Source organism: Streptomyces sp. NBC_01446 (assembly GCF_026340095.1).
Lineage (GTDB): Bacteria > Actinomycetota > Actinomycetes > Streptomycetales > Streptomycetaceae > Streptomyces > Streptomyces aureus.
On the sequence record NZ_JAPEPO010000001.1, the window covers coordinates 6,902,501 to 6,926,733 of the forward strand.

Here is a 24,233-nt window from a genome sequence, read left to right on the forward strand (position 1 = left end):
AAGTGGTGGAGCCGACGGACCAGACTTGTAGTAGGTGAGTGATGGGGTGACGCAGGAAGGTAGTCCAGCCCGGGCGGTGGTTGTCCCGGGGTAAGGGTGTAGGGCGCTGTCCAGGTAAATCCGGACAGCTTGTGCCTGAGACCTGATGCCGAGCCGATTGTGGTGAAGTGGATGATCCTATGCTGTCGAGAAAAGCCTCTAGCGAGTTTCATGGCGGCCCGTACCCTAAACCGACTCAGGTGGTCAGGTAGAGAATACCGAGGCGTTCGGGTGAACTATGGTTAAGGAACTCGGCAAAATGCCCCCGTAACTTCGGGAGAAGGGGGGCCATCACTGGTGAGAGGACTTGCTCCTCGAGCTGGGGGTGGCCGCAGAGACCAGCGAGAAGCGACTGTTTACTAAAAACACAGGTCCGTGCGAAGCCGTAAGGCGATGTATACGGACTGACGCCTGCCCGGTGCTGGAACGTTAAGGGGACCGGTTAGTGCACTTTCGGGTGTGCGAAGCTGAGAACTTAAGCGCCAGTAAACGGCGGTGGTAACTATAACCATCCTAAGGTAGCGAAATTCCTTGTCGGGTAAGTTCCGACCTGCACGAATGGCGTAACGACTTCTCGACTGTCTCAACCATAGGCCCGGTGAAATTGCACTACGAGTAAAGATGCTCGTTTCGCGCAGCAGGACGGAAAGACCCCGGGACCTTTACTACAGTTTGATATTGGTGTTCGGTTCGGCTTGTGTAGGATAGGTGGGAGACTTTGAACTCTGGACGCCAGTTCAGGGGGAGTCGTCGTTGAAATACCACTCTGGTCGTGCTGGATGTCTAACCTGGGTCCGTGATCCGGATCAGGGACAGTGTCTGATGGGTAGTTTAACTGGGGCGGTTGCCTCCTAAAGAGTAACGGAGGCGCCCAAAGGTTCCCTCAGCCTGGTTGGTAATCAGGTGTTGAGTGTAAGTGCACAAGGGAGCTTGACTGTGAGACCGACGGGTCGAGCAGGGACGAAAGTCGGGACTAGTGATCCGGCGGTGGCTTGTGGAAGCGCCGTCGCTCAACGGATAAAAGGTACCCCGGGGATAACAGGCTGATCTTCCCCAAGAGTCCATATCGACGGGATGGTTTGGCACCTCGATGTCGGCTCGTCGCATCCTGGGGCTGGAGTCGGTCCCAAGGGTTGGGCTGTTCGCCCATTAAAGCGGTACGCGAGCTGGGTTTAGAACGTCGTGAGACAGTTCGGTCCCTATCCGCTGCGCGCGCAGGAATATTGAGAAGGGCTGTCCCTAGTACGAGAGGACCGGGACGGACGAACCTCTGGTGTGCCAGTTGTCCTGCCAAGGGCATGGCTGGTTGGCTACGTTCGGAAAGGATAACCGCTGAAAGCATCTAAGCGGGAAGCCTGCTTCGAGATGAGTATTCCCACCCCCTTGAGGGGTTAAGGCTCCCAGTAGACGACTGGGTTGATAGGCCAGATCTGGAAGCCCGGTAACGGGTGGAGGTGACTGGTACTAATAGGCCGAGGGCTTGTCCTCAGTTGCTCGCGTCCACTGTGTTGGTTCTGAAACCACGAACAACCCCACGTTTGTCACAGAGCGTGGTGCGGTTGACAGTTTCATAGTGTTTCGGTGGTCATAGCGTGAGGGAAACGCCCGGTTACATTCCGAACCCGGAAGCTAAGCCTCACAGCGCCGATGGTACTGCAGGGGGGACCCTGTGGGAGAGTAGGACGCCGCCGAACTATTTTTGAAGAAAACCCCCGTAACGGATGAGAATCCTGTTACGGGGGTTTTCTGCGTTGTACGCCAAGCAGTGCGCAGCGATTTCTTGCGCACCCCTCTGCACGGCCTCATGTGAGCTGAGGGTAGGGTCAGGGGGCATCGTTGGCTCGTTTCCCACAGGAGGCCCCCGGGTGGAGGTCCAGGAGACCCGTGTCCAGACGGACCGGGTGCTCACCATCCCGAACATCCTCAGCATGGCGCGTCTCCTTGGCGTACCCCTCTTCCTGTGGCTCATCCTCAGGCCCGAGTTCGGCGGGCCCAAAAGCGATGGCTGGGCCCTCCTGGTCCTGATGCTCAGCGGTGTCAGCGACTATCTCGACGGGAAGCTCGCCCGGCGCTGGAATCAGATCAGTAACCTCGGCCGGCTGCTCGACCCTGCTGCCGACCGGCTCTACATTCTGTCCACGCTGGTAGGACTCACCTGGCGCGAGATTCTGCCGATCTGGCTGACGGCCGTACTGCTTGCCCGGGAACTGGTTCTCCTGGTGATGGTGGGTATCCTCCGCCGGCACGGCTATCCGCCGCCGCAGGTGAACTTCCTCGGCAAGGCCGCCACGTTCAACCTCATGTATGCGTTCCCCCTGTTGCTCCTCAGTGACGGAAGTGGCTGGATCAGCACACTCGCTGCTATTTTCGGATGGGCGTTCGCAGGATGGGGTACAACGCTCTACTGGTGGGCAGGGATCCTCTACGTAGTACAGGTCCGCCGACTGGTCAGGGCGGACTCCACGGCCGATTGAGCTCTCCATATGGCGGTATTCGAGGCCAGGTCGGCCCGCAGTCTGAGATCTGCGGGTCCATCCGGACGGGCGAAGTCGGCTAGACAGTCGTCTCTTCAAGGAGGACGCTTCCGACATGAAGGCCGTCGTAATGGCTGGAGGCGAAGGCACACGCCTGCGCCCCATGACCTCGAGTATGCCCAAGCCGCTCCTGCCGGTTGTGAACCGGCCGATCATGGAGCATGTGCTGCGGTTGCTCAAGCGGCATGGGCTCACCGAGACCGTCGTCACCGTGCAGTTCCTGGCATCTCTCGTCAGGAACTACTTCGGGGACGGCGAAGAGCTCGGAATGGAGCTCACCTATGCCAATGAGGAGAAGCCACTCGGCACAGCCGGCAGCGTGAAGAACGCAGAGGAAGCGCTCAAGGACGACGCTTTCGTTGTGATCTCCGGTGACGCTCTGACCGATTTCGACCTCACTGACCTCATCAATTTCCACAAGGAAAAGGGCGCGCTCGTCACGGTCTGCCTGACCCGCGTGCCCAACCCCCTTGAATTCGGCATCACCATTGTCGATGAACAGGGCAAGGTCGAGCGCTTCCTCGAGAAGCCCACCTGGGGCCAGGTTTTCTCCGACACCGTGAACACGGGCATCTACGTCATGGAGCCCGAGGTATTCGACTACGTCGAGGCCGATGTGTCGGTCGACTGGTCCGGCGATGTCTTCCCGCAGCTGATGAAGGAAGGCAAGCCGGTCTACGGCTATATCGCCGAGGGCTACTGGGAGGACGTCGGCACGCACGAGAGCTACGTCAAGGCGCAGGCCGACGTGCTCGAAGGCAAGGTCGATGTCGAGATCGACGGATTCGAGATCTCGCCCGGAGTGTGGGTCGCCGAAGGTGCCGAGGTCCATCCGGACGCCGTGCTCCGCGGTCCGCTGTACATCGGCGACTACGCCAAGGTCGAAGCCGACGTCGAGATGCGCGAGCACACCGTGATCGGCTCGAACGTCGTCGTGAAGAGCGGGGCTTTCCTGCACAAGGCCGTCGTCCACGACAACGTGTACATCGGGCAGCACAGCAATCTCCGCGGCTGCGTCATCGGCAAGAACACCGACATCATGCGGGCCGCCCGCGTCGAGGACGGCGCCGTCATCGGCGACGAGTGCCTCGTCGGCGAGGAATCGATTATCCAGGGCAACGTCCGGGTCTATCCGTTCAAGACCATCGAGGCAGGCGCCTTCGTCAACACCTCGGTGATCTGGGAGTCCAGGGGGCAGGCGCATCTCTTCGGCGCCCGCGGCGTCTCCGGCATCATCAACGTGGAGATCACCCCGGAGCTCGCCGTGCGGCTCGCGGGGGCGTACGCCACGACGCTCAAGAAGGGCTCCACCGTCACCACGGCCCGTGACCACTCGCGTGGTGCGCGAGCCTTGAAGCGGGCGGTCATCTCCGCACTGCAGGCGAGCGCCATCGACGTGCGCGACCTGGAGAACGTGCCGCTGCCCGTCGCGCGTCAGCAGACCGCGCGGGGCAGCGCCGGCGGGATCATGATCCGTACGACGCCTGGCGTGCCGGACTCCGTCGACATCATGTTCTTCGACGAGCGGGGAGCGGATCTCTCGCAGGCCAGTCAGCGGAAGCTGGACCGGGTGTACGCGCGACAGGAGTACCGGCGGGCGTTCCCCGGAGAGATCGGCGATCTGCACTTCCCGTCGAGTGTCTTCGACTCGTACACCGGTTCCCTGCTGCGGAATGTCGATACGACGGGGATTGCCGAGGCGGGGCTCAAGGTCGTCGTCGACGCGTCGAACGGCAGTGCCGGTCTGGTGCTGCCCAGCCTGCTCGGACGGCTCGGTGTCGACTCGCTGACGATCAACCCGGGGCTCGACGAGTCCAGGCCTACGGAGACGCGGGACGCGCGCCGGTCCGGGCTCGTGCGCCTCGGTGAGATCGTGGCGTCCGCGCGGGCCGCGTTCGGCGTCCGGTTCGACCCGGTCGGCGAGCGGCTCTCGCTGGTCGACGAGAAGGGTCGCATCGTCGAGGACGACCGTGCTCTGCTGGTCATGCTGGACCTGGTGGCCGCCGAGCGGCGCAGCGGCCGGGTCGCGCTGCCGGTGACCACGACCCGTATCGCCGAGCAGGTGGCCGCGTACCACGGGACGCAGGTGGAGTGGACGACCACGTCGCCCGACGACCTCACGCGGGTCGGACGGGACGAGGGGACCATCTTCGGCGGTGACGGTCGCGGCGGGTTCATCATTCCGGAGTTCAGCTCCGTCTTCGACGGCGCGGCCGCCTTTGTCCGGCTGATCGGGCTCGTGGCACGGACGCAGCTGACCTTGAGCCAGATCGACGCGCGGATCCCGCGGGCGCACGTGCTCAAGCGGGACCTTGCGACTCCGTGGGCGGTGAAGGGGCTCGTGATGCGGCGGGTCGTCGAGGAGGCCGGCGACCGGTCCGTCGACACGACGGACGGCGTGCGGGTCGTCGAGGCGGACGGGCGCTGGGTCATGGTGCTGCCCGACCCGGCCGAGGCCGTCACGCATCTGTGGGCCGAGGGGCCCGACGACGCGTCGGCGCAGCAGCTGCTCGACGAGTGGGCGGCCGTCGTGGACAGCGCTGGTCACTGAGCCGCCGTGCGGTCCGGTCGGCGCCTGTCACGGGCGCCGACCGGTACGCCGGTGGGGCCATTCGGAGGTACGGGCCGGCACGTGCGACGATGTGCGGCATGCCGCAGCAGCCCCCCGATCGGAGCAGTCCCTCACGCCCCGTGAGCCCCAGGCGTCCTGACGCCTCCATGTCGCTGCTGACGAACGTGATGGACCACAGCCTCGACGACGGATACGCGGAGGCGGCCGCCCGTAGGAAGGCCGAGGGCAGCGGAGGCATGCCGCGCACCCTGCGGGCCAAGCTCGGCCTCGCGGCAGGCCTCGTCCTCGCGGCGCTCGTGGTGACGGTGGGGGCGGCGCAGGCGCGGGTCGCGGCGCCGGTCGTGGCGAAGGAGCGCGAGGAGCTCATCGCCCGTATCGACCGGGAGACGGCGGCCGCGGACAAGCTGGAGCGCAAGGTGGACACGCTCCGTAACGACGTGAGTGACCGTCAGCGTGAGGCGCTGAAGAAACACGGCGGCGACAAAGGCGAGTTGGTCGGTCTGCTCTCCGGTGCCACGGCAGTGCACGGCCCGGGAGTGAAGCTGGTCGTCGACGACGCCAAGGAGGCCGACCAGGGCGGAGGGGGGCCGCGCGAGAGCGCCGGCTTCTCGGACACCGGGCGGGTGCGCGACCGGGACATGCAGCGGGTCGTCAACGGGCTCTGGCAGTCCGGTGCCGAAGCGGTCGCCATCAACGGACAGCGGCTGACGGCCCTGTCCGCGATCCGCGCGGCGGGTGACGCGATACTGGTCGACAACAGACCGCTCGTGCCGCCGTACACGGTGCTCGCGGTGGGGGACGGCCAACGGCTGAGCACCCGGTTCCAGAACAGCCCTGACGGCCTGTACCTGCACGCCCTGCAGGAGAACTTCGGGATCCGGACCAGCATTTCCGCCCAGGACGACGTCCGCCTGCCCGCAGCGCCGAGCGTGACCGTACGTACAGCACAGCCGAGAACAGAGAAGGGCACATCGTGATCGCCGTACTGGGCCTCGTCGTGGGAGTTGTGGTCGGACTGTTCGTCCGGCCCGAGGTTCCGGCGGTGGTCGAGCCCTATCTTCCGATCGCCGTGGTGGCGGCCCTCGACGCGGTGTTCGGCGGCCTGCGGGCGATGCTCGACGGGATCTTCGACGACAAGGTCTTCGTCGTGTCGTTCCTGTCGAACGTCGTCGTGGCGGCCCTGATCGTGTTCCTGGGCGACAAGCTGGGCGTGGGCGCGCAGCTGTCCACCGGCGTCGTCGTGGTGCTGGGAATCCGCATCTTCTCCAACGCGGCCGCCATCCGGCGGCACATCTTCCGGGCGTGAGGCCGATGTCCGAGGACGAGAACAAGAACAAGAACAACGAGCAGCACCGCCTGCGCAAGGAACTGCCGGACGAAGTCGCTCCCGAAGCGGCGGACGGCGCGGACCAGGCAGACGGCGCGGACGATGCAGAAACGCCGGCCGCGGAGACGAAGAAGCCGTCACTGACCGGACGCCAGCGGCTGGCCAAGGGGCTGTGGCCGCCGAGGGTCTCCCGTGCGCAACTCATCGTCGCCGTCCTGCTGTTCGTGCTCGGCCTGGGTCTGGCCATCCAGGTGCGGTCCAACAGCGACAGCAGCGCGCTGCGCGGCGCGCGTCAGGAAGATCTCGTACGCATCCTCGATGAACTGGATGACCGTACTCAGCGTCTGGGAGATGAGAAGCAGCGTCTCGAGGGGCAGCGCACCGAGCTGGAGAACAGCTCGGACCAGGCCGAGGAGGCCCGCAAGCAGACGGTCGAGAGGGAACGGCAACTCGGCATTCTGGCGGGCACCGTGGCGGCGCAGGGCCCCGGGATCACGCTGACGATCACCGACAAGAAGGGCGCGGTGCAGGCCGACATGCTGCTCGATGCGATCCAGGAGCTACGCGCGGCGGGTGCCGAGGCGATCCAGGTGAACGACGTCCGGGTCGTGGCCGACACGTATTTGACGGATGCGAGCGGCGGGAAGGTGAGTGTGGACGGTCACAAGATCGGCGAGCCTTTCGTCTTCAAGGTCATCGGCAAGCCGCAGGACCTGGAGCCGGCGCTCAACATCCCTGGTGGGGTGGTTCAGACTCTGGAAAAGGAGCAGGCCACCGTTACCGTGACACAGGCGCAGAAGATCGTTGTGGACGCCTTGCGACCGGCGAAGCGGCCTGACTACGCTCAGTCGTCGTCCCAGTGAGGCGGGGGCGCATGGGGGCGTTCAGGCCAGGGCATGAGGTTGCGGGGGGTCGGCGCACCGTAAGTGGGGTGCGTGGTGGAAACTGTTTGGCGGATACGGACGTTGTGAGGATGTCTGTGTCGCCGATGTACGGCGGTGTGTGCAGTCAGGGTTCGTCCTGCCCCACGGGCGGGTCTGTTTCGGTCAAGGGGAATCGCCCGTGAAGTTGTTTGCGAAGTTGTTCGGCAAGAGCGCACGTGAGGACAGTGGCAACGCCAATGCCACTGCCCGCCACCGTGCACCGCGCACCCAGGACGCGGAGGTGCAGGGGGCGGAGCGTCCGCTGTTCCGTGATCAGGTCGGTCCTCAGGGTGGTGACATTTCGGGCGGACAGGGCGCGTCGTCTGTTGACCCTGCCGCGTCCGGCCGCATAGGTTTCGGGGAACCGTCAACCTCAAGTGCGGGTGGAGGGTTTACCCCCGATCCGTATGCGTCCCATGCCCCCGCGGGGCAGCCGCGGCAGGAGGATCCGTCCATGTCGGCACTGGTGTGTACGAGGTGCGGAAACCGCAACGCCGAGGCGAGCCGGTTCTGCTCCAACTGTGGGGCGCCTCTGCGCGCCACGGCCGAGCGTCCGTCCGAGACGACCTCGACGATTTCCATTTCGGGCCTTGAGGCCTACGACGCCGAAGTCACCGGTCAGACGCTGTCGCCGGCGCTCTCCCCGGAGGCCCAGGCCGCCGTCGACGCCCTGCCACTCGGCTCGGCGCTCCTGGTGGTGCGACGCGGTCCGAACTCGGGCAGCCGCTTCCTCCTCGACGGCGAACTGACCACGGCGGGACGGCACCCGCAGAGCGACATCTTCCTTGACGACGTGACCGTCTCGCGCCGCCACGTGGAGTTCCGTCGCGGCGCAGACGGTGCCTTCACCGTCAGCGACGTGGGCAGCCTCAACGGCACGTACGTCAATCGGGAGCGGATCGACTCGGTCACGCTGTCGAACGGCGACGAGGTGCAGATCGGCAAGTACCGGCTGGTCTTCTACGCGAGCCAGCGGGGCATCTGACCTGTCAGGAAGGTCCATGCTTCAAACACCGAAGGGCGGTGCCGGTCACGGCATCGCCCTCACGGACAGTCGGCTGATGAGCATCGGCACCGTGCTGAACGTGCTGCGCGACGAGTTCCCCGAAGTCACCATCTCCAAGATCAGGTTCCTGGAGTCGGAGGGGCTGATCGAGCCGCAGCGGACCCCCTCGGGGTACCGCAAGTTCAGCCCTGACGACGTCGAGCGACTCGCCCACGTACTGCGGATGCAGCGGGACCACTACCTGCCGCTGAAGGTCATCAAGGAACAGCTCGACGCACTGGAGCGGGGCGAAGCGATCACGCTGCCCTCTCCGGGCCTCTCGGGCGACGGCGAGGACGGCAGGGCCCCGGAGCGCGGCGAAGGGCCGACAGTGGCCCGTGTGGGCCGTGACGAGCTGCTTGCCGCCGCCGGCATCGAGTCCCCCGAGCTCGACGAGTGGGAGTCGTACGGCCTCATCGCGCCGCTGCCCGACGGCGGATACGACGCGGAGGCGGTCACCGTCGCCGAGCTGGTCATGGAACTGGGCCGCTTCGGGATCGAGCCGCGGCATCTGCGGGCGATGAAGGCCGCGGCCGACCGGGAGGCCGGTCTGGTCGAGCAGGTTGTCGCGCCGCTGCGACGGCACCGCAATCCCCAGACCAGGGCGCATGCGCAGGCCCGCGCGAAGGAGCTGGCGGGGCTGACGGTGAAGCTTCACGGCGCGCTTGTGCAGACCGCGCTCGGCGTGCGTCTGCCCTGATCCGAGGGGTGCTCGCGCGGTGTGCGTCCGGCGATCGACGGGTGCCCGACTACCCAAACCTGCCGGGCACGTCCTAGGGTTGCTGTGTGAACGAGCTCGACGTCGTAGGTGTCCGGGTCGAAATGCCCTCCAACCAACCGATCGTGCTCCTGCGTGAAGTGGGAGGCGACCGCTACCTCCCCATCTGGATCGGACCGGGGGAGGCGACGGCCATCGCCTTCGCACAGCAGGGCATGGCCCCCGCACGCCCGCTTACGCACGACCTTTTCAAGGACGTGCTGGAAGCGGTCGGGCAGGAGCTCACGGAAGTACGCATCACGGACCTGCGCGAAGGCGTCTTCTACGCGGAACTGGTGTTCTCGAGCGGGGTCGAGGTCAGTGCGCGCCCGTCGGACGCCATAGCGCTCGCGCTGCGCACCGGTACGCCGATCTACGGCAGTGACGGTGTGCTCGATGATGCCGGGATCGCGATCCCGGATGAGCAGGAGGACGAGGTGGAGAAGTTCCGCGAGTTCCTCGACCAGATCTCGCCCGAGGATTTCGGAACCAACAGTCAGTGACGCGAGCGGCCGTCGTGAGGCGGCCGCTGCCGCGCCGGGGCCCGGCCGGACCATTCGGCTAGCCTTTCCCCGCGGTGAGGCACGGGAAACCACTCGTAGGGTGATTATCACTCGGCGTGCCGAGTGTGGCGATCGTTGACGCACCCCTGGTGACTGCCTACCGTCGAGAAGGCAGGTCAAAGAGGAGGTCGGCGTGAGAAGCAGCGGCGACGGTACGGCTGGGGGCGGCGGACACAGTCCGGCGGAGAGCGGCCCGTACTCGCTTCACGGCCACGCGGCCGATCACATTCCGCGTCGGCCGACGGTGTTGCCGGTGGTCGCTCAGAGGGATGACGACGCGACGCCCGAGCAGGTCGGATACCGAGGACCCACCGCGTGCGCGGCGGCCGGTATCACCTATCGGCAACTGGACTACTGGGCGAGGACCGGACTGGTCGAGCCGAGTGTGCGACCGGCCCACGGGTCGGGGACCCAGCGGCTCTACAGCTTCCGGGACGTCGTCGTCCTGAAGATCGTGAAGCGGTTCCTGGACACCGGTGTCTCACTGCAGAACATCCGCACCGCGGTGCAGCATCTGCGGGAGCGCGGCTTCAGCGATCTGGAGCGGCTGACCCTCATGAGCGACGGCGCCACGGTCTACGAGTGCAGTTCGCCGACGGAGGTCCACGATCTGCTCCAGGGCGGTCAGGGAATCTTCGGTATCGCTGTCGGTGTGGTGTGGCGGGACGTCGAGAGCGCGCTGTCGCAGCTGCACGGGGAGCGCATCGACACCGGCGAGACGCTCCTCGGGAACAACCCGGCGGACGAGCTGGCGAGACGGCGCCACCGCGCGGTGTGAGCGGGGCCGATGCGTCAACTGGAGCATTGTCAGTGCCGTAGGGCAGCATCGGACATGTGAGAACCGCGCCCACGATCCTGCATCTCGACATGGATGCCTTCTACGCCTCGGCGGAGCAGGCGTCGAAGCCGAGTCTGCGCGGGAAAGCCGTGGTCGTGGGTGGGATCGGGCCTCGTGGGGTGGTGGCCACCGCCTCGTACGAGGCCCGGGTGTTCGGGGTGCACTCGGCGATGCCGATAGGCCAGGCGCGCAGGCTCGCGCCCAATGCCGCGTATCTCGTGCCGCGCTTCCGGCTGTACCGGGAGGTCAGCGAGCAGGTGATGGGTCTGCTGCGGGAGTTGTCGCCGCTCGTGGAGCCGCTGAGCCTCGATGAGGCGTTCGTCGATCTGGAGGCCGGTGAGGCGGCCTGGGACGCCGCGTCGGCGCGGCTCGTCGGTGCGCGGCTGCGGGACGAGATCAAGGCGGTGACCGGCCTGACCGGGTCGGTGGGGCTCGCGGCGTCGAAGATGCTGGCGAAGATCGCCTCCGAGGAGGCGAAGCCGGACGGTCTGGTGCTGATCGTGCCCGGCACCGAGCGCGCCATGCTCGGGCCCATGTCGGTGCGCACGCTGCCCGGCGTGGGGCCGGCGACCGGGGACCATCTGAGACGTGCCGGGATCACCACGGTTGAGGAGATCGCCGAGGCGGGCGAGGACGAGCTCGTGCGACTGCTGGGGAAGTCGCACGGGGTGTCGCTGTACGCCATGGCCCTCGCGCACGACGACAGGCCCGTGGTGGCCGAGCGTGACGCCAAGTCGGTGTCGGTCGAGGACACGTACGACGTGGACATCCATGACCGGGTGCGGGTGCGGACCGAGGTGCAGCGGCTTGCGGAGCGGTGCGTGCAGCGGCTGCGGGGGGCGGAGCGGTCCGGGCGGACGGTGGTCCTCAAGGTGCGGCGCTACGACTTCTCCACGCTGACGAGATCCGAGACGCTGCGCGGACCCACCGACGACCCCGCCGTGGTGCGGGAGGCGGCCGCCCGGCTCCTGGAGTCCGTGGACACGACGGGTGGGGTGCGGCTGCTCGGCGTGGGGGTGACAGGCCTGGCCGACTACACGCAGGAGGACCTGTTCGCGCAGGCGCAGGCCGAGGCCGATGCACACGCGTCCGAGGGGGAGCATGAGGGCGAGGCGGAAGGGGCGGGGGGTGCGGGGGACGAGGGGCAGGCGGCGGCCGGAGAGGTCGTCGAGGCCGCGGACCGGCGCTGGGTGGCCGGGCATGACGTGCGGCACGAGCAGTTCGGGCACGGTTGGGTGCAGGGCAGCGGGCTCGGGCGGGTGACCGTGCGCTTCGAGACGCCGTACTCGGAGCCGGGGCGGGTGCGTACGTTCCGGACCGACGACCCTGCGCTCGTACCGGGGGAGCCGCTGCCGCTGGTGGAGGGCGGGGCCGGGCGGTTTGCGGCGCGGGAGCCGGATGCCGGGTCAGGTGTCGTCTGACGGGCGGGCGATCTTGCCGAAGTCGCGGTCCTCAGGGGGCTCGGGGTCGTGCGGGGCCGAGATGTCGAGACCGTAGTGGTGGTAGAGCTGGAGCTCCTGTTCGGGGGAGAGGTGACGGCCGACGCCGAAGTCGGGGGCGTCCTTGATCAGGGAGCGTTCGAAGGGGATGCGCAGGGTGCCCTCCACCAGCTCGCTCGGCTCCAGGGGGACGAAGGCGTCCCGGCTGAACAGGCCTGTGCGTATCGCCGCCCACTCGGGGACGCCGGTCGCGTCGTCGAGGTAGACCTCGTCGACGGTCCCGATCTTGGCTCCGTTACGGTCGAACGCCTTGCGGCCGATCAGGTTGCGCGGATCGACATCGGTCTGCACGGGGCCCTCCAGCTGCTCGCAACTCATCCGTAAGCACTACCAAAGTGCACATTGGGGAAGGCGGCCACTCGAGGCCGGGGGTGTTGTTGCCGCTGGTAGGCTTGCGATGGCTGCTGACCCCGTGCGGGAGAGTCCTCCGGATGACACCGGAGGCGCCGAAGGAGCAACTCCTCCCCGGAATCTCTCAGGCCCCTGTACCGCACGGACGAGGTCACTCTGGAAAGCAGGGCGGGCGTTCAGGCCTCCGCTCTCACCGACGGTGAAAGTCGTCATGCCCTTCGTGATGTGGGGTGTGCCGGTGAAACTCTCAGGTTGAGATGACAGAGGGGGAGGCCGTCCGGGCACCCGCGCCGTGGTGCCCCTCGCAGGTCGCAATGACCAGGAGGCCTCCGCAATGACCGCCAACCGTATTCCGCTCTCCCAGCTGGAGCAGGGAATCCCCTTCGAGCAGCGCCATATCGGTCCGGATGAAGCAGCGCAGGCCAAGATGCTCGCGCAGGTCGGGTACGGCTCGCTCGACGAGCTGACGGCGGCCGCGGTCCCGGACGTGATCAAGAGCGCCGAGGCGCTCGATCTTCCCGGGGCCCGCACCGAGGCCGAGGTGCTCGCAGAGCTCCGCTCCCTCGCCGACCGCAACCAGGTCCTCGACTCGATGGTCGGACTGGGCTACTACGGCACGTTCACGCCGCCCGTCATCCTGCGCAACGTCATGGAGAACCCGGCCTGGTACACGGCGTACACGCCCTACCAGCCGGAGATCTCGCAGGGTCGGCTCGAGGCGCTGCTCAACTTCCAGACGATGGTCGCCGAGCTGACCGGCCTGCCCACCTCGGGCGCCTCGCTGCTCGACGAGGGCACGGCCGCGGCCGAGGCCATGGCGCTGTCCCGGCGCATGGGCAAGGTCAAGAACGGCGCCTTCGTGGTCGACGCGGACGCGCTGCCGCAGACCATCGCCGTGATCCAGACGCGTGCCGAGCCGACCGGTGTCGAGGTCGTCGTCGCGGACCTGTCCGAGGGCATCCCGGCCGAGGTCGCCGAGCGGGGCGTCGTCGGCGTCCTGATCCAGTACCCGGGCGCCTCCGGTGCCGTCCGCGACATCAAGCCCGTCATCGAGCAGGCCCACGAGCTGGGCGCCGTCGTCACGGTCGCCGCCGATCTGCTCGCCCTCACGCTGCTGACCTCGCCCGGTGAGCTCGGCGCCGACATCGCCGTCGGTACGACCCAGCGCTTCGGTGTCCCCATGGGCTTCGGCGGTCCGCACGCCGGCTACATGGCCGTCCGTGAGAAGTTCGCGCGCAGCCTGCCCGGCCGCCTCGTGGGCGTCTCCGTCGACGCGGACGGCAACAAGGCGTACCGCCTCGCGCTGCAGACCCGTGAGCAGCACATCCGGCGCGAGAAGGCCACCAGCAACATCTGTACCGCTCAGGTGCTGCTCGCCGTCATGGCCGGCATGTACGCCGTCTACCACGGGCCCGACGGCCTCAAGGGCATCGCGCGGCGCACGCACCGGTTCGCGACGCTGCTCGCCGAGGGCCTCAAGGCCGGCGGCGTGGAGGTCGTGCACGGCGCGTACTTCGACACCCTGACCGTGAAGGCCGCGGGCCGGGCCGCCGACGTCGTGAGCGCCGCGCGCGAAGGTGGCGTCAACCTCCACCTCGTGGACGCCGACCATGTGTCGATCTCGTGCGACGAGACCACGACGCGTACCCAACTGGGCGCCGTCTGGACCGCGTTCGGTGTCGAGGCCGATGTCGACGCGCTCGACGCGGCGGCCGTGGACACGCTGCCGGCGGGCCTCCTGCGCGGCGACGACTACCTGACGCACCCCGTGTTCCACGCGTACCGCTCCGAGACCTCGATGCTGCGCTACCTGCGCAAGCTGGCCGACCGTGACTACGCGCTCGACCGCGGCATGATCCCGCTGGGCTCCTGCACGATGAAGCTCAACGCGACGACGGAGATGGAGCCGGTCACCTGGCCCGAGTTCGGCCAGCTGCACCCCTTCGCGCCCGCCGAGCAGGCGCAGGGCTACCTCACGCTCATCCGTGAGCTGGAGGAGCGCCTCGCGGAGGTCACCGGCTACGACAACGTGTCGCTCCAGCCGAACGCCGGTTCGCAGGGCGAGCTGGCCGGTCTGCTCGCCGTCCGCGGCTACCACCGCGCCAACGGCGACGACCAGCGCACCGTCTGCCTCATCCCGTCCTCCGCGCACGGCACGAACGCCGCGAGCGCCGTGATGGCCGGTATGAAGGTCGTCGTCGTGAAGACGGCCGACGACGGCGAGATCGACGTCGCGGACCTCCGCGCAAAGATCGAGCAGTACGCCGACGAGCTCTCCGTCCTGATGATCACCTACCCGTCCACGCACGGAGTGTTCGAGGAGCACGTCGCCGACATCTGCGCGCAGGTGCACGACGCCGGTGGTCAGGTCTACGTCGACGGCGCCAACCTGAACGCCCTGGTGGGCCTCGCCAAGCCGGGCCACTTCGGCGGCGACGTCTCCCACCTCAACCTGCACAAGACGTTCTGCATCCCGCACGGCGGCGGCGGCCCGGGCGTCGGGCCGGTCGGTGTCCGCGCGCACCTCGCGCCGTACCTGCCCAACCACCCGATGCAGCCCGCCGCCGGACCCGAGACCGGCGTCGGCCCGATCTCGGCGGCGCCGTGGGGCTCCGCGGGCATCCTGCCGATCTCGTGGGCGTACGTGCGTCTCATGGGCGGCGAGGGCCTCAAGCGGGCCACGCAGGTCGCGGTGCTCAGCGCCAACTACATCGCCAAGCGGCTCGAGCCGCACTTCCCGGTGCTGTACACGGGCCCCGCCGGCCTGGTCGCGCACGAGTGCATCATCGATCTGCGCCCGATCTCGAAGGCGACCGGCGTCAGCGTCGACGACATCGCCAAGCGGCTCATCGACTACGGGTTCCACGCGCCGACCATGTCGTTCCCCGTTGCCGGGACGCTGATGATCGAGCCGACCGAGAGCGAGGACCTGACCGAGCTCGACCGGTTCTGCGAGGCGATGATCGCCATTCGCGGTGAGATCGAAAAGGTCGGTTCGGGCCGGTGGCCCGCCGAGGACAACCCGCTGCGCAACGCGCCGCACACCGCGGCCGCGCTCGGCGGCGAGTGGGAGCACGCGTACAGCCGCGAGGAGGCCGTCTTCCCCGCCGGTGTCGTGGCCGCCGACAAGTACTGGCCGCCGGTCCGACGCATCGACCAGGCGTACGGCGACCGGAATCTCGTCTGCTCGTGCCCGCCCATGGACGCGTACGAGGACTGATACTCACGCTGACATGCGTCAGGGCCGGTTCCGGGGTTTCCCGGGGCCGGCCCTTTCGTACTGGGGGCGCCGTCGGCGTCCGGATGCGCTCAGGCCGCGGTCATGACGTGCGCAGGGCGGTGCGGAGCGATGATCTGGCCGTTGGGCAGCAGCTCACCGGTGTCCTCGAAGAGCAGGACGCCGTTGCAGAGCAGACTCCAGCCCTGTTCGGGGTGGTGGGCCACAGGGAGCGCGGCCTCCCGGTCGGCGGAGTCTGCGGACGGGCACGGTGGCTGGTGCTGGCACATGGATGGGATCTTTCCCTGTGAAGTGATGTCGGTGATGGGTGCGATGTCGCTGTCTGTCCTGCGGCTCGAAGCGTTGTTCATGGCCGCCCCCCGTTTGTCGGTCGGTCCGGAACCCAGTGTTGCCCTACGGGCGTCAATCCGCAGGGATTTCGTCGCAGCGGTCCTCACTGGATGAGGACGCGTCACCCGTGCGGACGGTTCACCCCAACTGCACTGTCCCTTCGGGTGGTTCGGGGTGGCCTGACCGGGCTAGTCCGGACGGGCCCGCGAGAGCACGGCTGCGCCCCGCGACCGGTCGGCATCGGCAGCGGGGCGCGGGCGCGTCGGACGGCCCGGTCGCGTCAGGCGGGTGAGCCCAGAAGTGGCGCGGGGGTCAGTCGATGGGTGAGGACGGGCAGCAGTTCGGCGACCCGGTGGGGGCGGTGGGCGGCGATGCCGGGCGGCGCGGGCGCGAGCGGGACCAGGAGGTCACTGGCCGCGGGATGTCCCGTGGCGGCGTCGGCGTTGCAGTCCCCGTGCAGCCAGAGGGTGAGCATGTACAGCTCCGGGACCGAGAGCAGGCGCGGTTGGTAGGCCGCGGGCAGGGACTCGGCCTGGCGCAGCGCGCGTTCGGTGGCCGCGACGTACGGGCCCTCGAAGAAGTGCGAGAACGCCCAGCCGTCGGCGGTCAGCATCGTGTCGGCGGCGGCGACCGCGCGCTCCCCGCAGCGGATCAGGAACCGCCAGCCGGCGAGTCGGGTCGGCGAGGGGCCCGCGCTGCCCGTGACCCGGTCCAGTACGTGGACGGGCAACGGGAGTTCGGGGCTCGCCGGTCCTTGGGCGGAGCGCAGGGAAGGGGTGCGGGCCTCACGGACTGCGGTGGGGGAACCGAGGGCCGTGAGGACGGTGCGCAGGGCGGGCGCGGGAGCCGGAGGGACGTGCAGCGGCATGGTGGGTCGCCTCTCATTCGACAGGCACGGTGGATCGAGGGCGTGGCGGGACGAGCGGACGGCGCTGTCTGCTGACCGGGCCAGAGGGGGCGGGGCAGGTACCGCGAGCGCCGACTCTCTGCCTCGTTCGCGAAGTTTATACGACACGTGTTCACGCAGTGTTTCGGCTAGCCGTCGCGAAAATGCTCGGCAAGGCGTTATTCGGTCGCCGACATGAGGGGAATCTCCCGATTTTCAGCGGGGTCGGGTCGGTGACCTCGTAATCTTCACGGCGAGCGGACGGCCGATTCTCGTCGGCGTTTATCACCAGGCCAGGTGGAATGGACTCTTCGACATGCTGCATGCCTAGTGAATGTGCCCCGTGACAACTGCTGGGAGCCTACTCGCCCGCGGCGGGAGGCGGGGCGTTATCGATCACATTGCCTGGGCATCATCCACCGTGACACAGCGGCCGGGTGGCCGTGTCGTCCATGTGAGGAGGGACGCTTCCATGGGGGAGAAGGTCGTGGCGGGCGCGTTCGACCTGTCCGATCGGCGGCACTACCGCAGGAAGCTGCAGCAGTGTCTGGCGGGGCTCGCGAGGCTCCTGGAGGAGGAGAGGTTCGATCGTCCGAGGAATCTGATGGGCCTGGAGATCGAGTTGAATCTCGCGGGACCCGACGGCATGCCGAAAATGATGAATGCGCAAGTTCTCGAGCGCATCGCGAGCCGTGATTTCCAGACCGAACTCGGAATGTTCAATCTGGAAGTGAACATTGCCCCTCATCGATTGGAAGGCCGCGTTCTCGACCGGCTCGCCGAGGAGCTCAGGACCGGCCTCGCCTATGCTCACCGGAAAGCGAACGAGGTGGACGCCGGGATCGTGATGATCGGCATTCTCCCGACGCTCGTGCCCGATGATCTCGTCTCCGCGAACTTGTCGGACGTGGACCGCTACAGCCTTCTCAACGACCAGATGGTGGCCGCGCGCGGCGAGGACTTCGTGGTCGACATCGACGGGGTGGAGCACCTGCGCTGCAGCTCGGAGTCCATTGCGACCGAAGCGGCGTGCACCTCCGTGCAGTTGCACCTCCAGGTCACGCCCGCCCGCTTCGCCGACGTGTGGAACGCGGCGCAGGCCGTCGCGGCCGTGCAGGTGGCGGTCGGCGCCAACTCGCCGTTCCTGTTCGGACATGAGCTGTGGCGCGAATCGCGGCCGCCCCTGTTCCAGCAGTCGACCGACACCCGCCCGCCCGAGCTCCAGGCCCAAGGGGTCCGGCCGCGCACCTGGTTCGGCGAGCGCTGGATCAGCAGCGCGTACGACCTCTTCGAGGAGAACCTGCGCTACTTCCCCCCGCTGCTGCCCCTGTGCGACGACGAGGAGCCGCTGCGCGTCATCGACGACGACGGAGTGCCGGCGCTCGGCGAGCTCGTCCTGCACAACGGCACCGTCTACCGCTGGAACCGGCCCGTGTATGGCATAGCCGACGGCAGGCCGCACCTGCGCGTGGAGAACCGCGTCCTGCCCGCGGGCCCCACTGTCACCGACGTCATCGCGAACGTCGCCTTCTACTACGGCGTCGTACGCGCCCTGGCCGAGGACACCCGCCCCGTCTGGACCCGCCTGCCCTTCGACGCGGCGGCCCGCAACTTCGACGAGGCCTGCCGGTACGGGATCGAGGCGCGCCTGGACTGGCCGCGCCGGGGCCGCTTCGGCGGGGTGGAGAAGGTGGCCGCCGTCACGCTCGTTCGGGACGAGCTGCTGCCGCTGGCCGCTGCCGGGCTCGACGCCTGGGGGGTCGAGGCGGCCGACCGTGACTTCTACCTCGGGGTGATCGAGGAGCGCTGCCGGCGGCGGGTCAACGGGGCCTCGTGGCAGGCGGCCACGTTCCACCGCGCGCTGGAGAGCGGCCTGGAGCGCGACGCGGCGCTCGCGGCGACCACCCGGCGCTACTGCGAGCTGATGCACGCGGGCGAACCGGTGCACACATGGCCGGTGGGGCTCCCGGCACCGGCGGTGCAACTGGACTGACCGGCGCGGCGGTTCGGCTCGCTCAGCCCTTGGCGCCCGCCTCCACGATCGCCTTGAGGATCACCGCGTGGATCTCGGCCGGGTCGCTGACCTGGTGCCCGGAGCCGCCGGTGGCCCCGGCGATCTGTTCGACCTCGTCCTTGTCCGCGTCCGGGCCGACCGCGATGGCGATGAGCGGCACCGGGTGCTGCGGGTCGGCGAGGCTCTGCAGCCGTGAGACGAGGCTGCTGCGCGAGATGGATCCGGGGTCCTGGTTCGCGCCGTCGGTCACGACCACGAGGGCGTTGAACTTGCCGTTCCGGTAGGAGGACGTGGCCTCCTCGTAGGCCGCGAGCGTGGTGTCGTAAAGACCCGTGGCGCCGCCCGGCACGGGCTGCAGACCGCTGAAGGCCTCGGACAGCTTGTCGCGCTGGGTGCCGCCGCCCTTGCGGTCGCCGAGACGCTCGGTGGGTACGAGCTTGCGGTAGTCGCGGTTCCCGTCGAGGAGCGTGGCGAACTCCCACAGGCCGATCTCGTCCTCGGGCGTGAACGTGGCGAGCGCCTGGAGCATCGAGGCCTTCGTGACCTCCATGCGGGACTGGTCGCGGCCCGGCACATAGTTCGCCATGGAGGCGGAGGCGTCCACGACGACGGTGATCCGGGCGCTCTGTACCGTGATCGTCCACATGCCGAGGGTCTCCTGGAGCTGCTTGTCCGTCGGCGGGTCGGACTCCGGCGCCGCGTACGGCTGCGGGCTGCGGCCTCCCGCCCCGGCGACCAGCGCGTCCGAGGGCTCCTCGTCGTCCGTCCTGAACCCGTGCTTGTCCAGGATCCTGACGCCGGCGTCCTCTCCGAGCAGGGTCATGAAGCGGATCGCGGCCCGTCGCTCGTCCGTGGACTTGACGCCCTCGTCGACCAGCGCGAACGGGTAGTCCAGCTGCGGCGAGCCGTCCTTCGGGTAGAAGAGTTCGAGCCCGTCCTTGTCGCCGGCGGTGGCGTTGTACCGGTACGAGGACTGTTCGGAGAGGATCAGCGCCTGATTGCGGCGCGGATTGCCCTGCTCGGTGCCGGAGGCGTCGCGCGCCAGGGTGTCGGTCAGCCGGCCGTCGCTGTCGGTGGTGCGCTGCGAGAGCGCCTTGGCCATGGCGGCGGCCTGGGTGTCGCCCTCCGGCCCGGACTTCTTGGTGGAGGCACCCAGCTGGGTCAGGGCGAGGAGACCGGTCGCGCTGCGCGCGGGGTCCGCGGTCCCGAGCCGCAGCTTGTCGCCCTCCATGGCCGCGCCGGTCAACTGCGCCCAGGTGTACTTCTTCGCGGGCCAGCCCAGGCTCTTCGCGGCCGAGGGCACCATGCTGATGCCGATGGGGGACGAGGCTATGTTGCCCATCGCGGTGACCGGAGTGGCGTTCCCGCCGAGGCCGGCGCGCTGGATCCACAGACTCGAATCCGGCACCCACGCCTCGTAGTCCCCGGTGCCCTTCCGGCCCTTGCGCAGGGTATCGGCGATCTTGTACGAGTCGCCCGCCTGCACGCGGGTGTCGAGGCACTGTCCGTCGGAGGTCAGGTGGTTCTTGCGGGCGAGGTCAGCGGCGTCGCGCAGTGCGGGGGCGATGTCGGGCGAGGCGGCGATGTCGAGGTGGACCGTCTTGCCGTCGCAGGTCCCGCCGAAGGAGAGCAGGCCGCTCCTGGCCGCCAGAGCCGTGCCCCCGGCCACCACGAGGACGAGGGCCGTGGCGATGGCGACGGTCCGGCCGCGCGTGCGGCGGCGGGGGGCGACCGCGTCCGTCCCATACTCGTCGGGCAAGCTGTGACGTCCCATGCGGTGGTGCCCTTCCTCGGGTCCCGGCCCGACGGAAAGGGAGAGGTACACCAAAGAACGGCCTTCGTCCCCCCGGCCTGTCGCGCGCGATCTTCGTACCTGTATTCGAGACCCTAGCGGGGCTAGGTGGGGGATGAGACGGGATTACTCAACTGGAGGCAGGTGTGCAGGCGGAGGCGGGTGCGGTGGCCGATTCTTTTCCGAACGAGCGGCTCTCGCGACAGATTCTTCGGAACGAGACACTGCTCGTCCTGGCGCTCTCGCTCGGTGCGAGCGGAGTGTCCGCGCTGATCAGCTTTGTCGGATCGGTCACCAAACCGGGGGGTCTGAAGGACCAGGCGGCGACCCTGAACGCCTCGGCGGCTCCCGGGCGGCCGTGGCTCGATCTGGCGTGGCAGTTGTTCGGGATCGCGAGCGCGCTCGTCCCGGTCGCGCTCGTCGCGCACCTGCTGCTGCGCGAGGGTGTCGGGATGCGGACGATCGGCTTCGACCGTACGAGACCGCTCTTCGACGCGACCCGCGGCGCGGTGATCGCGGCGGTCATCGGCAGCACGGGCATCGCTTTCTACCTGGCGGCCCGTGGCCTCGGCTTCAACCTCACGGTGGTGCCGGAGGCGCTGCCCGACGTGTGGTGGAAGTTCCCGGTCCTGATCATGTCGGCGATCCAGAACGCCGTCCTGGAAGAAGTGATCGTCGTCGGGTATCTGCTGCGCAGGCTGGGGCAGTTGGGCTGGACGCCCGGCACGGCGATCGTGGCCAGCTCGGTGCTGCGCGGCTCGTACCACCTCTACCAGGGCATCGGCGGCTTCTTCGGGAACCTCGCGATGGGCCTGGTCTTCGCGTATCTGTACCGGCGGTGGGGGCGGGTCGGACCGCTGGTGATGGCGCACTCGCTGCTCGACATCGGCGCGTTCGTCGGATACGCGCTGCTCGCGGGGAAGGTCGGGTGGCTGCCCACGGCGTGAGGCCGGGGCGGGTGCCGGAGTCAGGGGGCGTACGAGATCTTCGTACGCCCCCTGCGGCGTGCCAGGGACTTTCCTTCGGGTCGGGCGAAAGGCCCTAGGCGAGCAGGTCGCCCTCGATGACCGTGACGGCGCGGCCGGTCAGCAGGGTGCGGGCGCCGCGCAGTTCGGTGCGTACGAAGCCCGTGCGGGCGGAGGCCTGGAGGCCGGTGAGTTCGGCGCGGCCGAGGCGCGCGGACCAGAACGGCGCGAGGGCCGTGTGGGCGCTGCCGGTGACCGGGTCCTCGTCGATGCCGACGCGCGGGAAGAAGCAGCGGGAGACGAAGTCGTAGGCGCCGTCGGGGTCCGCGGCGCGGGCGGTGGCGATCACGCCGCGCTCCGAATGGGCGGCGAGTGCCTTGAGGTCGGGTGCGAGGGCGTGCACGGTCTTCTCGTCCGCGAGCTCGACGAGGAGGTCGCCCACCTGGCGGCCGGTGTCGTGCACCGAGAGCGGCTCGGCGCCCAGGGCCGCAGCGACCCCTTCGGGGCTGTCGATACGGGTCAGGGGCGCGGTCGGGAAGTCGAGCGTGATCGTGCCGTCCTCGCGCGGGGTCGCGACGAGCACGCCGCTGCGGGTGGCGAAGCGGACCGGGCCGTGGGTGGCGCCGGTGCTGTGCAGTACGTGCGCGGTGGCCAGGGTGGCGTGGCCGCACATGTCGACCTCGGTGGCGGGGGTGAACCAGCGCAGCGCCCAGTCGGCGCCGCCGCCGGCGGGCAGCGGGTGGGCGAAGGCCGTCTCGGCGTGGTTGACCTCGGTGGCGATGTCCAGGAGCCGGGCGTCGTCGGGAAAGGCGTCGAGGAGCAGTACGCCGGCCGGATTGCCGGCGAAGGGGCGGTCGGTGAAGGCGTCCACGATTCGAATGCGCATGGGGCCGACGCTACGGGGACGGCGAAAGCGCAGGCCAAGGCCAATTCGCAAGAGCTGGACCGGCCGAGGGTTGTCAGCCGAACGGTTCCGATATATCGTTGACGCATCGCGACCGATCAACGATGGAAGGAATAATTGCGATGCGTTCCCATGGCCACGAGCATGAGCACGGACACGGACATGGACAGTGCGGGCCCGGCCATCCCGGTCGGGGCGGCTTCGAAGGGCGGCGCGCCGCCTTCGGCCCCTTCGGGCCGGGCTTCGGCCCGGGACCCTGGGGTGGCGGCGGGCGCGGCGGCCGGGGCGGACCTCGTGGACGGGCACGGCGCGGTGACGTACGCGCGTCGATCCTGGCCCTCCTGAAGGACCGTCCGATGCACGGCTACGAGATGATCCAGGAGATCGCCGAGCGCAGCGGCGGGGCGTGGAAGCCCAGCCCGGGTTCGGTGTACCCGACCCTCCAGCTGCTGGAGGACGAGGGTCTGATCGCCAGCGAGAGCGAGGGCGGCAAGAAGCTGTTCGCGCTCACCGAGTCGGGCCGTTCCGCGGCCGACGAGGGACCCGACGCCCCCTGGGAAGAGGCCGGGCGCGGGGTCGACTGGGACACCCTGAACGAGATCCGGCAGGCCGGCTTCGGCCTGATGGAGGCGTTCGGGCAGGTCTGGAAGACCGGCAGCAAGGAGCAGCGCGAGAAGGCGCTGACCGTCATCAACGACGCCCGCAAGAAGCTGTACCTGATCCTCGCCGACGAGGACTGACGTCCTCGGGGTGATGCCCCGTACCGACAGACGAAGGCGCCCCGCACCGAGTGTGCGGGGCGCCTTCGCGTGTTCGCCGACGCGTCCGGCTCAGGCGACGAGTCCGGCCAGTTTGCGCAGCGACTCGTTGAGCGCGGCCGTTGCCGAGTCCTTGAGCTTGCCCGCCATCAGGGACACCGCGGCGCCGGTGAACTCGCCGTCGATGCGGACCGTCGTGCCGTCGCCGTCCGCGGTCAGGGTGTAGCGCGTGCCGACGTTGACGCCCATCGGACCCTTGCCCCTGATGGCGAGGGTGCGGGTGGTCTCCAGGTCCTCGACGGTCCAGGTCACCTCCGCCGGGAAGCCCATGAGCTTCATGTTCTCCTCGAAGGTGCCGCCCACTTCGAGCGACGTGGGGGCGCCCTTCGGGAAGCTCGTGTGTGTGGCGTTCCACTCCCCGTACGCGGTGAAGTCGGTGAGCTGGGCCCAGACCTTCTCCGCGGGCGCCCCGATCCGTGCTTCCGCGCTGACTTCGGCCATGCGACCACCCCTTCTCGACGAGAGCTGCGGCGGACGCAGCCGTGGTGTCGCGGAAAGTAGCCGCAGGGCCTCGAACATTCAATACTGATGAAGCGTCAGAAACGGATGGGGGAGGAGCCGCGGTCAGCCGAGCTTCTCGATGACCGCGGCGTCGAAGAGGTCCGAGGCGCGCGGGAACGGCCCCTCGTCGTGGCAGTGCCAGGCGTCCCAGAACAGGTCGGCGAGCAGCGCGTCGTCAGGTGCGTACACCCGGTACACGTACTGTCTGCCGTCGATCGCCGGCAGGGCCACGAGCCAGCACCTCCCCTTCATACTCGTGAAGGACGAGTTCCGGTACGTCTGCGGTTGCGTGAGGGGCGCGATGCAAGGCGGCGCGCGCCCCTCGGGGTAAAAAGGC

At 68.4% G+C, this 24,233-nt stretch carries 21 protein-coding genes, 2 rRNA genes and 1 riboswitch (1 of these 24 cut by a window edge); of the genes, 16 read left to right on the forward strand and 7 right to left on the reverse strand.

Going from position 1 to position 24,233, the window contains the following annotated elements:
* The 12 genes from OG456_RS31020 to OG456_RS31075 all read left to right on the forward strand — a co-directional run.
* Positions 1–1,527, forward strand: a 23S ribosomal RNA gene (locus OG456_RS31020) (it extends 1,596 nt beyond the left edge of the window).
* Positions 1,528–1,616: 89 nt separating this feature from the next.
* Positions 1,617–1,733 (forward strand): 5S ribosomal RNA (gene rrf / locus OG456_RS31025).
* Positions 1,734–1,904: 171 nt separating this feature from the next.
* Complete coding sequence (locus OG456_RS31030) at positions 1,905–2,513, forward strand: CDP-alcohol phosphatidyltransferase family protein (protein WP_266566761.1); 609 nt, start codon at positions 1,905–1,907, stop codon at positions 2,511–2,513.
* 115 nt (positions 2,514–2,628) lie between these two features.
* Positions 2,629–5,124: a mannose-1-phosphate guanyltransferase gene (locus OG456_RS31035; protein WP_266566763.1), complete on the forward strand. Its 2,496-nt coding sequence runs from the start codon at positions 2,629–2,631 to the stop codon at positions 5,122–5,124.
* Between the two features lie 89 nt (positions 5,125–5,213).
* Entirely contained in the window at positions 5,214–6,122 is a 909-nt protein-coding gene (locus tag OG456_RS31040; RefSeq protein ID WP_266566765.1) for a DUF881 domain-containing protein, read from the forward strand.
* A complete protein-coding gene (locus OG456_RS31045; protein ID WP_100597644.1) occupies positions 6,119–6,451 on the forward strand; it encodes a small basic family protein in 333 nt (110 codons plus the stop codon). The genes OG456_RS31040 and OG456_RS31045 overlap by 4 nt, the downstream gene beginning before the upstream one ends.
* Positions 6,452–6,456: 5 nt before the next feature.
* Positions 6,457–7,335 (forward strand): DUF881 domain-containing protein, encoded by an 879-nt coding sequence (locus OG456_RS31050; RefSeq protein ID WP_266566768.1) that lies wholly within the window; start codon positions 6,457–6,459, stop codon positions 7,333–7,335.
* An 82-nt stretch (positions 7,336–7,417) separates the two neighbouring features.
* Positions 7,418–8,380, forward strand: coding sequence for an FHA domain-containing protein (locus OG456_RS31055; RefSeq protein WP_266569493.1), 963 nt, complete (start codon positions 7,418–7,420; stop codon positions 8,378–8,380).
* A gap of 16 nt (positions 8,381–8,396) precedes the next feature.
* Complete coding sequence (locus OG456_RS31060) at positions 8,397–9,140, forward strand: MerR family transcriptional regulator (protein ID WP_266566770.1); 744 nt, start codon at positions 8,397–8,399, stop codon at positions 9,138–9,140.
* Between the two features lie 86 nt (positions 9,141–9,226).
* Complete coding sequence (locus tag OG456_RS31065) at positions 9,227–9,700, forward strand: bifunctional nuclease family protein (protein ID WP_100597640.1); 474 nt, start codon at positions 9,227–9,229, stop codon at positions 9,698–9,700.
* A gap of 193 nt (positions 9,701–9,893) precedes the next feature.
* Positions 9,894–10,538: a MerR family transcriptional regulator gene (locus OG456_RS31070; RefSeq protein ID WP_116500030.1), complete on the forward strand. Its 645-nt coding sequence runs from the start codon at positions 9,894–9,896 to the stop codon at positions 10,536–10,538.
* A 56-nt stretch (positions 10,539–10,594) separates the two neighbouring features.
* Positions 10,595–12,019 (forward strand): DNA polymerase IV, encoded by a 1,425-nt coding sequence (locus OG456_RS31075; protein WP_266566773.1) that lies wholly within the window; start codon positions 10,595–10,597, stop codon positions 12,017–12,019.
* Here OG456_RS31075 and OG456_RS31080 read toward each other — a convergent pair.
* On the reverse strand, positions 12,005–12,388 hold the full coding sequence (locus OG456_RS31080; protein ID WP_266566775.1) for a PRC-barrel domain-containing protein: 384 nt from the start codon (positions 12,386–12,388) through the stop codon (positions 12,005–12,007). The genes OG456_RS31075 and OG456_RS31080 overlap by 15 nt on opposite strands.
* Before the next feature lie 114 nt (positions 12,389–12,502).
* Positions 12,503–12,598, forward strand: a riboswitch (glycine riboswitch).
* Positions 12,599–12,782: 184 nt separating this feature from the next.
* Here OG456_RS31080 and gcvP point away from each other — a divergent pair.
* Positions 12,783–15,668 (forward strand): aminomethyl-transferring glycine dehydrogenase, encoded by a 2,886-nt coding sequence (gene gcvP / locus OG456_RS31085; RefSeq protein WP_266566777.1) that lies wholly within the window; start codon positions 12,783–12,785, stop codon positions 15,666–15,668.
* Between the two features lie 89 nt (positions 15,669–15,757).
* Here gcvP and OG456_RS31090 read toward each other — a convergent pair whose 3' ends face one another.
* Together OG456_RS31090 and OG456_RS31095 are read right to left on the reverse strand one after the other, a co-directional pair.
* On the reverse strand, positions 15,758–15,955 hold the full coding sequence (locus tag OG456_RS31090; RefSeq protein ID WP_323136414.1) for a DUF5999 family protein: 198 nt from the start codon (positions 15,953–15,955) through the stop codon (positions 15,758–15,760).
* 341 nt (positions 15,956–16,296) lie between these two features.
* On the reverse strand, positions 16,297–16,884 hold the full coding sequence (locus OG456_RS31095; protein ID WP_266566781.1) for a hypothetical protein: 588 nt from the start codon (positions 16,882–16,884) through the stop codon (positions 16,297–16,299).
* 490 nt (positions 16,885–17,374) lie between these two features.
* Between OG456_RS31095 and OG456_RS31100 the strand changes: the two genes are divergently transcribed.
* Positions 17,375–18,895 carry a glutamate-cysteine ligase family protein gene (locus OG456_RS31100; RefSeq protein ID WP_266566783.1) on the forward strand — a complete coding sequence of 507 codons (1,521 nt, stop codon included), beginning with the start codon at positions 17,375–17,377 and terminating at the stop codon, positions 18,893–18,895.
* 22 nt (positions 18,896–18,917) lie between these two features.
* Here the strand turns inward: OG456_RS31100 and OG456_RS31105 are convergent, their stop codons facing one another.
* Positions 18,918–20,690 carry a substrate-binding and VWA domain-containing protein gene (locus OG456_RS31105; protein ID WP_266566785.1) on the reverse strand — a complete coding sequence of 591 codons (1,773 nt, stop codon included), beginning with the start codon at positions 20,688–20,690 and terminating at the stop codon, positions 18,918–18,920.
* 164 nt (positions 20,691–20,854) lie between these two features.
* Between OG456_RS31105 and OG456_RS31110 the strand changes: the two genes are divergently transcribed.
* Positions 20,855–21,655, forward strand: a complete 801-nt coding sequence (locus tag OG456_RS31110) for a CPBP family intramembrane glutamic endopeptidase (protein WP_266566787.1) — start codon at positions 20,855–20,857, stop codon at positions 21,653–21,655.
* A gap of 94 nt (positions 21,656–21,749) precedes the next feature.
* Here the strand turns inward: OG456_RS31110 and OG456_RS31115 are convergent, their stop codons facing one another.
* On the reverse strand, positions 21,750–22,559 hold the full coding sequence (locus tag OG456_RS31115; protein WP_266566789.1) for a PhzF family phenazine biosynthesis protein: 810 nt from the start codon (positions 22,557–22,559) through the stop codon (positions 21,750–21,752).
* Between the two features lie 140 nt (positions 22,560–22,699).
* Between OG456_RS31115 and OG456_RS31120 the strand changes: the two genes are divergently transcribed.
* Positions 22,700–23,317 (forward strand): PadR family transcriptional regulator, encoded by a 618-nt coding sequence (locus OG456_RS31120; protein ID WP_266566791.1) that lies wholly within the window; start codon positions 22,700–22,702, stop codon positions 23,315–23,317.
* 90 nt (positions 23,318–23,407) lie between these two features.
* On the opposite strand, the gene OG456_RS31125 is transcribed toward OG456_RS31120, so the two are convergent.
* Positions 23,408–23,836 (reverse strand): SRPBCC family protein, encoded by a 429-nt coding sequence (locus tag OG456_RS31125; protein ID WP_266566793.1) that lies wholly within the window; start codon positions 23,834–23,836, stop codon positions 23,408–23,410.
* 123 nt (positions 23,837–23,959) lie between these two features.
* The gene (locus OG456_RS31130) at positions 23,960–24,127 is read right to left on the reverse strand and encodes a hypothetical protein (RefSeq protein WP_165914282.1); all 168 of its coding nucleotides are present in this window, start codon (positions 24,125–24,127) and stop codon (positions 23,960–23,962) included.
* Between the last annotated feature and the right edge of the window lie 106 nt (positions 24,128–24,233).

Bases quoted from the DNA above. Each gene is read 5' to 3' on its own strand.
- OG456_RS31035 (WP_266566763.1), top strand. From the start codon at position 2,629: ATGAAGGCCGTCGTAATGGCTGGAGGCGAAGGCACACGCCTGCGCCCC.
- OG456_RS31040 (WP_266566765.1), top strand. From the start codon at position 5,214: ATGTGCGGCATGCCGCAGCAGCCCCCCGATCGGAGCAGTCCCTCACGC.
- OG456_RS31050 (WP_266566768.1), top strand. From the start codon at position 6,457: ATGTCCGAGGACGAGAACAAGAACAAGAACAACGAGCAGCACCGCCTG.
- OG456_RS31060 (WP_266566770.1), top strand. From the start codon at position 8,397: ATGCTTCAAACACCGAAGGGCGGTGCCGGTCACGGCATCGCCCTCACG.
- gcvP (WP_266566777.1), top strand. From the start codon at position 12,783: ATGACCGCCAACCGTATTCCGCTCTCCCAGCTGGAGCAGGGAATCCCC.
- OG456_RS31090 (WP_323136414.1), bottom strand. From the start codon at position 15,955: ATGTGCCAGCACCAGCCACCGTGCCCGTCCGCAGACTCCGCCGACCGG.
- OG456_RS31095 (WP_266566781.1), bottom strand. From the start codon at position 16,884: ATGCCGCTGCACGTCCCTCCGGCTCCCGCGCCCGCCCTGCGCACCGTC.
- OG456_RS31100 (WP_266566783.1), top strand. From the start codon at position 17,375: ATGGGGGAGAAGGTCGTGGCGGGCGCGTTCGACCTGTCCGATCGGCGG.
- OG456_RS31105 (WP_266566785.1), bottom strand. From the start codon at position 20,690: ATGGGACGTCACAGCTTGCCCGACGAGTATGGGACGGACGCGGTCGCC.
- OG456_RS31115 (WP_266566789.1), bottom strand. From the start codon at position 22,559: ATGCGCATTCGAATCGTGGACGCCTTCACCGACCGCCCCTTCGCCGGC.
- OG456_RS31120 (WP_266566791.1), top strand. From the start codon at position 22,700: ATGCGTTCCCATGGCCACGAGCATGAGCACGGACACGGACATGGACAG.
- OG456_RS31125 (WP_266566793.1), bottom strand. From the start codon at position 23,836: ATGGCCGAAGTCAGCGCGGAAGCACGGATCGGGGCGCCCGCGGAGAAG.